The organism is Segeticoccus rhizosphaerae (assembly GCF_009192725.1).
GTDB lineage: Bacteria > Actinomycetota > Actinomycetes > Actinomycetales > Dermatophilaceae > Segeticoccus > Segeticoccus rhizosphaerae.
In genome coordinates this window covers 23,229-32,904 of sequence record NZ_VOHR01000010.1, presented here as the reverse complement: position 1 = coordinate 32,904, position 9,676 = coordinate 23,229, and the positions used below count along the sequence as shown (strand labels likewise).

At 67.6% G+C, this 9,676-nt stretch carries 8 protein-coding genes; 3 read left to right on the top strand and 5 right to left on the bottom strand.

What is annotated here, in order from left to right; all coding sequences use genetic code 11:
- From FRW57_RS01995 to FRW57_RS01980, 4 genes are all read right to left on the bottom strand, one after another.
- A partial coding sequence (locus tag FRW57_RS01995; protein WP_203230182.1) for a CHC2 zinc finger domain-containing protein occupies positions 1–1,078 on the bottom strand: 1,078 nt, incomplete at its 3' end.
- Positions 1,075–1,452, bottom strand: a complete 378-nt coding sequence (locus FRW57_RS01990) for a hypothetical protein (protein ID WP_137123321.1) — start codon at positions 1,450–1,452, stop codon at positions 1,075–1,077. The genes FRW57_RS01995 and FRW57_RS01990, both read right to left, overlap by 4 nt.
- A gap of 341 nt (positions 1,453–1,793) precedes the next feature.
- A complete protein-coding gene (locus FRW57_RS01985; RefSeq protein ID WP_152185164.1) occupies positions 1,794–3,188 on the bottom strand; it encodes an amidase in 1,395 nt (464 codons plus the stop codon).
- A 4-nt stretch (positions 3,189–3,192) separates the two neighbouring features.
- A complete protein-coding gene (locus FRW57_RS01980) occupies positions 3,193–3,390 on the bottom strand; it encodes a hypothetical protein (protein ID WP_137123323.1) in 198 nt (65 codons plus the stop codon).
- Between the two features lie 186 nt (positions 3,391–3,576).
- Between FRW57_RS01980 and FRW57_RS01975 the strand changes: the two genes are divergently transcribed.
- A complete protein-coding gene (locus FRW57_RS01975; RefSeq protein WP_137123324.1) occupies positions 3,577–4,605 on the top strand; it encodes an alpha/beta fold hydrolase in 1,029 nt (342 codons plus the stop codon).
- 58 nt (positions 4,606–4,663) lie between these two features.
- On the opposite strand, the gene FRW57_RS01970 is transcribed toward FRW57_RS01975, so the two are convergent.
- Positions 4,664–5,731 (bottom strand): Lrp/AsnC family transcriptional regulator, encoded by a 1,068-nt coding sequence (locus FRW57_RS01970; protein ID WP_137123325.1) that lies wholly within the window; start codon positions 5,729–5,731, stop codon positions 4,664–4,666.
- 23 nt (positions 5,732–5,754) lie between these two features.
- Here FRW57_RS01970 and FRW57_RS01965 point away from each other — a divergent pair, with 23 nt between their 5' ends.
- Together FRW57_RS01965 and FRW57_RS01960 are read left to right on the top strand one after the other, a co-directional pair.
- Complete coding sequence (locus FRW57_RS01965; RefSeq protein WP_162308267.1) at positions 5,755–7,740, top strand: S9 family peptidase; 1,986 nt, start codon at positions 5,755–5,757, stop codon at positions 7,738–7,740.
- A complete protein-coding gene (locus FRW57_RS01960; protein WP_137123327.1) occupies positions 7,737–9,641 on the top strand; it encodes an ABC transporter substrate-binding protein in 1,905 nt (634 codons plus the stop codon). The genes FRW57_RS01965 and FRW57_RS01960 overlap by 4 nt, the downstream gene beginning before the upstream one ends.
- Positions 9,642–9,676 lie beyond the last annotated feature (35 nt).

Here is a 9,676-nt window from a genome sequence, read left to right as displayed (position 1 = left end):
AGTCGGCGGGGTCGAGGCCGTGGGGTAGGCGGGTGACCAGCGCGGGTCGGTGCCGGTCCAGGCAGAGCGCGCGGACCCAACGGGCGGTGCCCTCGGCGCCGGCGGTGTCGCCGTCCAGCGCGATCACCGGCGGACGCGGGTGCAGAGCGAGTACCTGCACTGCTTGGGCGCGGGAGACGGTCACGCCGCTGGTGGTGCACGGCACGAACCGCTCGCTCTGGCCGTTCACGGCGGCGTGGACGGCGAGAGCCAGGGCGTCGAGCGCGCCCTCGACGATGACCACGGTCGCGTCGGGGGACGGCTGGCGGACGGTGGGCCGGTAGAGGACGGTGGCCTTGTCGAACGCGGGGGTGCGGGTCGGGTTGCGGTACTTGGGTGCTCGCCGGTCGCCGGTCAGGTCGCGACCGATGAAGCCGCGGACCCGTCCGTTCGGGTCCCGGACCGGCAGGACGAGTCGGTCGAGCAGGGTGTCGATCACCCGACCCTGCCGAGAGGTCTGCGCGAGGTCGGCGTCGAGCAACTCCTGGTCCGTCACGCCCTGGGTGCGCAGGTGGCTGGTCAGGTCGGTCCAGGTTGCGGGCGCGTACCCGGCGACGGGTGCGCCGCCGCTCGCGCCCCGCAGATGCGTGACGTCGATGCCGCGCTCGTCACGCAGGTAGGCCCGAGCCCGCTCGACCGCCCCAACGGTGGTGAAATGGCGCCAGGCCAGCTCGTTGATCTCGATGACCCGCTCGGCCGTCGTGGTGAACCGGCGCGCGGGCGAGCTGCGCGGCACACGGGCCGGGAACGGGGGAGCGGGGGAGTCGTGTTCGAGGGCGTGGACGGCCTCGGTGAAGCCGAGGCCGCGCTGGCGGCGGACGAAGTCGATGACATCGCCGCCGGCGCCACAACCGAAGCAGTGGAACCGGCCCGGCACGCCGCCCACCGACATCGAGGCGGTCGAGTCGTCGTGGAACGGGCAACAGGCCATGTAGCCGCGGCCGCGAGGGATCAGCTCGACCCCAGAGGCGGCCACCACGCCCTCGATCGGATGCGCCGCCCGGATCTGCTCAACGTCAACCCGGCCGGTGAGGCTCATAGCTGCGGCTCCCAGGAGGCTCCATCCACCGGGACCGGACGGGGTCGCTGCCGGTGCCGGGCCAGGACAGCCAAGCGTTCGACGGTGTTCGCGCGAGGGTCTCTGAGCGCGGACAGGTAGGCATCGAGGGCGCGGTCGCGACCGACGTTGGTGGCCAGGACCGTGTACTCATCCCAGAGCGGGTCAAAGGCGCACAGCGTCCCCGTGGTGGCGTGCGGGTCTTGGCGCCAGAAGATGGACTGGTCGACCCGCGGACCCCACGTGTCGCCCAGGAGCAGGTCCGACCCATCCGAGTCTGGGTGCTGCCTGGCGAATGCGAGTGGCCCGATCCACTCGGGCTGAGGCATCTCGTCTGCGAATGTCGGATGACCCATGGTCCACCTCCGGTCGGTTCTGACCGGACTACGGAAGTCAGGGGGCACCATCCGCGCAGACCGATGCTTAGCTGCTCATGCGGTCTTCGTGCGGCCTCGGAGTTCCACATCGGGAATCAGGTGCCGCCCACGTCCGATCGCGATGAACTCACGATCATCCATCGGCGGATCCGGCTCATGCGGGAAGGCCTGTGCGATCGTTCTCAGCATCAGTCCGGTTGGCCGAGGTGCCCACCTCTCAGTCCGAAGCGTTGCGGTGCGGTGTCGCTGAGCCTGAGAACACGTCACCAGCGACTTCATCGGCTCGCAGAAATCTGAGATGCACCATGGGCCCTCCGACCTCAGGTGACGCGCGCTATCTGACCGACTGTGTCGGAGGCGGTCTGGTACGCCTGACCGGCCCGCAGCACGGTTTGCTCGTCGAAGGGGCGGCCCGTGATCTGCATGCCCAACGGCATACCATCCGCGTCGGAGCCCACCGGTATGGCGAGGGTGGGCAGTCCGGTCAGGTCCGTCGGTGACGTCAGCCGGACGAGCATCGTGGTGACGTCCTCGGTCGTCCCGTCCGGCCACTGGTGGGTCTCGGCGCCGGCCAGGGGAGCGGCGACCGGCATCCCGGGGGTCACGAGGATGTCGATGTCCTGGAACATCGTCTCCCATGCGTGTTGCATGAGCGTGCGGACGCGTAGTGCCTTGATGTAGTCGGTGGCCAGGACGAGCTCGCCGGCCTCGAGCAGACCGCGGACGTCGGGCTGGTACAGCTCTGCCGAGGAACGCACGGTGAGTTGGTGGTAGGCGCTGGCCTCCGGCAGCATGATCGCCCATTCGGCGCTGAGGATCTGGTCGGCATAAGGGATGGTGACCTCGCGCAACCGGGCACCGGCGCCCTCCAGGACCGCGAGGGCGGCGCGCACGGCACGGTCCACCTCGGGGGAGACCTGGTCGAAGTAGAAGTTGCTCGGGACGCCCACCCGGAGCCCGTCGATGCCGTGGTCGAGGGTCGCCAGGTAGTCCGGCACTGGGACGTCGAGACTGGCGGGGTCGGCGCGGTCGTGGCCGGCGGTCGCAGCCAGTACCAGCGCCGCGTCGGAGACGTCGCGGGTCAGCGGCCCGGCGTGGTCCAGCGACCAGGACAGGGGCGTGATCCCGCGCCGTGACACCCGTCCGTAGGTCGGCTTGAGTCCGACCGTGCCGCACAGTGCCGAGGGGATGCGAATGGATCCCGCGGTGTCGGTGCCCATCGCGACCGTGCAGACGCCTGCGGCGACGGCGGCACCGGAGCCGCCGCTGGAGCCGCCGGGGATGCGGTCGGTGTTCCACGGGTTTCGGGTCGTCGGGGTGATCGCGCCGTACGCGAACTCATGGGTGTGGGTGTTGCCGAGCAACACCATGCCCGCGCGGCGCAGCCGCTCCACGACCGCGCTGTCAGCGGTCGGGACCCTTCCGGCTCGCACTCGTGAGCTGGAAGTGCAGGGCACGCCTTCGACGTCGTACAGGTCCTTGATGCCCACTGGTATTCCGTGCAGCGGACCGCGGTAGTCGCCACCGGCGATGTCGCGCTCGGCGGCGGTGGCCGCGGCGCGCGCTCGGTCGGCGGTGACGGTGGCGAACGCCGAGATGCTCGGCTCCACCGCGTCCAACCGGGCCAGACAGGAGTCCACGAGCTCGACGGGCGAGAGCTGCCTGGACCGGATCTGCTCGGCAGCCTCGGTCAGGCTCAGCTCGTAGGGCTGCACGTGTTCACTCCCACCGGGGGTCGAAGGCGGTCGCCGGGGGTGTCTCGGCCAGATCCACGACATCCATCGCGTCGATCAGGCCGTAGACGGCCTCCATGAGTGCCCCGAGATTTGCGCGTCGGTCTGGCTCGAGCTCCAGCCGGGCTGTGCGGCAAGCGTGTTCGAGCGTCCTGTCATCGAACGTGCGCGGCGTCTGCGGCATGTCTCAAGACTATGCCAGACACGCTGCCGCGAATCTGCCGATCGGCGGAACGGACAGCAGCTGCTCGAGCGTCGTGACGGGCCTTGACGCCACCAGGGAGCCGCACGATGCTCATACTCAACCCCGCGGCCCCGTGCTCGAGCAGCCCCGTTCCCTGCGCGTGGTCAGCGACCGGAAGGATCAATAATGAGTGGCGATTACGATACCTACGAGCTCGGGAGCTTTGAGCTGCAGTCCGGCATGACCCTTGGGTCGGCGAAGTTGGCATACAAGACTTTCGGTCAGCTCAACGCAGAGAAGAGTAATGCGATCGTCTACCCGACCTGGTTCTCGGGGTTCATCGAGGACAACTTCTGGCTGGTCGGTGAAGGCATGGGGCTGGATCCGACCAAGTACTTCATCATCATCCCGGCCCTGTTCGGGAACGGCGAATCATCATCCCCGAGCAATACGCCGAAGCCACGCAACGGCCCGCGGTTTCCGAATTGCACGTTTTACGACAACGTCAGGGCCCAGCACCAATTGGTCACCGAGCACCTCGGCATCGAGCACCTGCGGCTGGTTCTCGGCTGGTCCATGGGCGCCGGGCAGACGTACCAGTGGGGAGTGCAGTACCCCGACATGATGGACGGACTGATCCCCTTCTGCGGGTCGTCCAAGACGTCTCCGAACAACGTGGTCTTCCTGAACTCCCTGGAGGCGGCGCTCACGGCGGACGCTGCGTGGAACAACGGATGGTACGAGCGGCAGCCTGACGTCGGGCTCCGCGCCTTTGCTCGGGTGTACTCGGGTTGGGGCCTGTCGGCACAGTTCTACTGGGACGAGCAGTGGCGCCAACTGGGGTTCGCGACTCTGGATGACTTCCTGGTGGGCTTCTGGGAAGGCCACTTCCTCGGCCGCGACGCCAACAACCTGCTGGCGATGGCGTGGACCTGGAAGCACGGTGATGTCGGCAAGACCACGGGGTTCAACGGGGACACCAAGAAGGCGCTTGGCGCCATCAAGGCGCGACTGATCCAGATGCCGGCCCACGAGGACCGGTACTTCGCTCCGGAAGAGGACCAGCGGGCTGGTGAGTTCATCAAGGGGAGCGAGTTCCGGGAAATCCCGGGGGTCTGGGGCCACTTCGCCGGTATCGGCGCGAATTCTCCCGACACCGAGTTTATCGATCAGGCAGTCAAGGAGATTTTGGGCGATCAGGCGCTCGCGGAATAGTCGGCGGGGCCAACTGGCAGAGCGGCATACCGGCTGCAAGGACCAACTCGGGCTGTGGTCAGCTGGTCCGCAGGTAACCGCGCTTGTAGGTTCGTGTCACCAGCGTGGGTTCGCTGTCGAGGACGGCGGGCTGGGCTGCGATGACGTCGGCGATGAAGCTGTGCAACTGGTCGAGGTCAGGCAGCGCCAAGATCAGCTCGAGCCCGTAGCTTCCGGTGACGACCCCGCAGTAGGTGACTTCGCTGCGGCGGGCGAGCTGTGCGGCGGTCTTGGCGATCGAGTCTGGTCGAACCCGCAACCACACGTCGGCCTCGATCCGCAGTCCGAGCAGCTCCGGCTCGACGGAGGCCCGTAGCGACACGGCGCCGGAAGTCAGCATTCGGTCCAGGCGACGCCGGACTGTCGTGGCGGTGACTCCGAGTTGGCCGGCGAGATCCACGTAGCTGCACCGAGCATTGCCGCGTAGCGCTTCGAGCAATTCCAGGTCGTCTGACGACAGCTGCAGCCGCCCTCCGTCCTGGCTGCGTGCCCGAGGACGCCGCAAGAGCCGCGTCTGCGCGCTGGTCAGCACCGGCAGCTGCCATGCGGAGGTGGGCTTCACGTGATGCAGCACCGCGTAGGTGCGGGTGTGGCGCAGTCCGGTGATCGCTGGCAGGTCGGTGTTCAGGACCCGGTGCAGCGTCGGCTTGTCGGCAGCGACGAGTTCACAGCAGATGTCGGCGTCGCCGGTCACGGCCATCACAGCCCGAGTGTCGGGGCGGGCGGAGAGCGCGTCTGCGACCGCGTCGGTGGACCCGGGCCGCACGGAGATACGCAGAGAGACCGGCTGGCCCAAGCCGGTCTTCAATTCGTCGACGAAGGCGGTCAGGCGGACTGCACCGGTGTCCAAAAGCCGTTGGGCGCGGCGGGCGACGGTGCGTTCCTGCTCACGCAGCGCCGACGCGATCGCGGGAAAGCTGGCGCGGGCATTGACTTGGAGGGCTGCGATGATCTGCCGGTCCAAGGCGTACAGCGTGTCGGAAATCTGCACTTGACGAAAACTACGCGTCGGAATCAGTATTATCAACACGCGTTCTTGTCTGGAATGGCGCATCCAACGGGATGGGACAGGATGGACAACGGTCATCGACGAAGGCGTGGAGGCGTCGCGTGGCACTGGCAGCGAGTTCGATCACAGGGGGCCTGTTCACGCCTCCCTGCCTGGTGGAGCAAGAAGTCCCCGGACAGCTCGTCATCGCAGGCGACCTGATCGTCTACACCCTGCGTCGGGTGGTCTGCGGGACGGAGCGCACTGAGTTGTGGGCCCTCCCCTACGACGGCGGGCCGGCTCGCCCCCTGACATCTGGTGCTCACCATGACCACGAGCCGACTGTCAGTCCGTCCGGAGCCCGGCTGGCGTTCCTACGCACGGATGAATCCGGGTACGCACAGGCTTACGTGCTGGATCTACCGGAGCCTGACGGGCTGCCGAGAAGGCTCACCGACTTCGGGCGTGGCGCCCATGGCTTGGCCTGGAGCGCTGATGAGTCGGCACTGATCGTGTTGGCCGAGGACACCGACTCTGCGTCCGTCTATCGGGCCCCGGGAATCAGCGTCGAGGACCGGGCCACCGCGCTGCGGTTGACCACGATCGATTGGAGGAGCGACGGCGACGGCCATCATGGCCTGCGTCTGCACCCTCGGCACCTGCATCGTGTCCCGCTGGACGGCGGACCCACGCGCAGGCTCACGCACGGGACATGGTCGGCCGCCCGCCCCAGGGTTGACGACCTGGATCGCGTCCATTTTCTGGCCGACACCCACGTCGACGCGGACCTGCACCCCTCCCCACAGGTCCACCGCCTCGACTCCGACACTGACGGCGGTCCGGCAACCCGCCAGCTCACGAGCCTTCCCAGCGGGGTGGAGCGGTATCACGTGCAGGGTCGACGGCTGCGAGTGCTGGGGCACCCGTCTGCCCACAGGCCGGACGACGAGCCCGCGCGCTGGTACGAGGTCGCCGACGATGGAAAGCTCACCCCGCTCGGCGGCGAGGACCAGCTCCCGCGCTGGACCGGCCTGCTCGGTGACGAGACTGACTTGCACGAGTGGCAACTCGAACTCGACGACGCGTTCGACATCACCACCTCGAGCTGGCGCGGCTCGACGATGCCGTCGCGGACGCAGACCGGCACGCCGCTGTATCCCGGGCAGGGAGTGTGTGGGGCCGTCGCGCAGGACGGAACCCGGCAGGTGGCGATCCTCAGCCTGGGCACCGGAGCCCAAGCCCCGGACGTCTACGCGCTCGAGGGCGACGTGCGCCGGATCACCCGCCACGGTGCGTGGCTGGACGAATACCACCGCCCACAGTGGGAGAGACGTGAATTCGCCGGGCCGGCAGGCCCGATCACCGTCCACCTACTGCACCCGGTCGACAAAGTCCCCATGAAGGGCACGGTGCTGGCGCTGCACGGCGGTCCCACCGGGCAATGGGGCGTGGTCCCGCCGGTCGAGGCGCTGCTGCTGGCCTCGGCCGGCTACCGGGTTGCCATGCCCAACATCCGCGGGTCCATCGATCGGGGACCGGCCTGGGTTGCCCCCCTGCGCGGGGCCTGGGGGCGCGTGGACGCCACCGATGCGCTCGCGGTGTGCGACGGGCTGGTCGCTGCCGGACTGGCCGAGGCGGGCCGGCTCGGGGTGATCGGCCTGTCCTACGGCGGCTTCCTGACCCAGTGGCTGATCGGGATCACGGACCGGTTCGCCGCCGCAGTGAGCGAGAACGGCGTCACCAACCAGGTGTCCGCCTGGGCAGGGTGCGACACCGGGCCCGCCTTCTGCCGATCCTCGGGCCTGGGTGACCCGCTCTCGGCCGCCGGTGTCGAGCGGCTCTGGGCCGCCTCTCCGTTGCGCAATGTCGCGGCCATTCACACCCCCTTGTTGATGCTGCAGGGCGCGGACGACCGCACCTGCCCAGCATCGGACAACGAGCAGCTGTTTGTCGCGTTGCGGACACTGCGCCGTCCAGTCGAGTACGTCATCTATCCCGAGGAGAGTCATCTCATGCAGGCAACCGGACGCATCGACCGCCGGATCGACCGCCACCAGCGGGTACTGGACTGGTTCGACAGCCACCTCGGCCAAGGAGCACAACGATGACCCGCCACAGCATCCGGGCTTTGGTGGCCGCGGGCGCCGCCGCCGCGATGGCGACCCTGAGCATGATCGTCCCGGCACAACTGGCAACGGCTGCCACGCAGACGGACTACCGCATCGGCGGCGCGCAGCCCGTCGACAGTGTCAACCCGTTCAACGAGCAGAACGACATCGCCTACGACGTCACGTCGCTCACCTACGACATGCTGCTTAACTACAAGACCTCCGACCTGCAGCCCGACTTCGCCCACTCGCTGGCGAAGTCGTACAAGGTCTCGCCGGATGGAAAGACGTGGACGTTCAAGCTGCACAGTGGCATCCAGTGGTCGGACGGAGTCCCGTTCACCGCGGCTGACGTGGTCTGGACCTACCGGTCCGTGCACCAGAACAAAACCAACGTCATGAACGCCTACCTCGTGCACATGAAGAGCATCGACGCTCCCGACCCCACGACCGTGAGGCTGCAACTATCGTCCCCAGACGTACGGATCTCCAGCATCTTCGTGCCGATCCTGCCCAAGCACGTCTTTGACAAGTATCCAGTCAAGAAGCTCGACAAGATCCAGCTGCCGCTGCCGTCGGTGACCACCGCGCCGTTCCAGATCACCTCCTTCGACAAGCGCGGCACTACGGTGCTGACGGCCAATCCGCACTTCCGCGGCCAGAAGCCCGCGATGAAGCGAATCCTGGTCACCTTCTACGGCAACGAGGACAGCGAACTTCGCGACCTGCAGGGCGGCAACCTCGACATGATCGTCGGTGGTAACACCAGGTGGACCACGCTGCTCAAGAAGTCCAAAGACATTCGGCAATGGAGCGGGGTGGCCCCCGGCTTCTCCGAGATCGCGTTCAACTCGTGCCCACCGCGCGGGGCGGGCGGGTGCAGCGGCCCTGGCAAGGACGTGAACACCAAGGTGGTGCAGGACCACGCCATCCGGGAGGCGCTGGCCTACGGCATCGACCGGAAGAACCTGGCCCAAACCGTGTATGCCGGTCAGAACCTGCCTGCCCACGGCATCATCTCGCCGTACTACAAGGAGTACTACAAGGACTGGAGCAACGACCCCACCATCGGCTACCAGTTCAGCCAAGCCAAGGCCAAGCAGGTCCTCACCGAGGGCGGGTGGGACTGCTCGAGCAGGCCGTGCACGAAGAGCGGCGCCAAGGCCGAGTTCACGCTGTACGTGCGCACCGACGACCAGCCCGGCCAGAACGCGATGCGCCGCGTCGTCGCCTGGGCCGACCAGATCGGCATCAAGATCAACTTGTCCATCGTCAGCGAAGACGCGCTGAACAACAAGATCTACGCACCGGGGGCGCGCGGCAAGTACGCGCCGGACTTCGACGCGTTCTACTGGGCGTGGATCGGAGACCCGACTCCGGACTTCGACTTCTCGGTGCTCAACTGCGGCAGCGTGTGGAGCGACTCGTACTACTGCAACCCGGATTACGACAAGCTCACTGGGAAGGCACTTCGAGAGCGAAACTTCCCCAAGCGCGTCTCGCTGCTGCACCAAGCGGAGCAGATCGCCATGAAAGATCTGCCGTACATCCCCCTCATCTACGCCAACAGCTACAACTTGACCCGGACCGACACCTGGCACAACTACCAGCCGTCACCATCCGGGCCGACCGGCTCGCCGATCAGCACCAACTGGTTGCAGATGACGCAGCTGCAGCCCGGTCCCGAGCCAGCAGCCGCTTCCACACCTGGCGCGACCGTTGCGTCCCAGGGCACGTCCGGCTCGCAGGCACCCTCGAGCTCGGGCGGCGTCCCGACGTGGCTCATCGTGCTGATCGTGGTCGTGGTGGTCGGCGGCCTCGGGGTAGGTGTCGGACTCCGGGCCGGCAAGAAGCGGGGCGCCGGGGGCGAGGAGGACGCCGATGACGCACCGTTCATGTAGACGCCCGACCAAGCCGGTCCGGCCGGGTCCCGTCC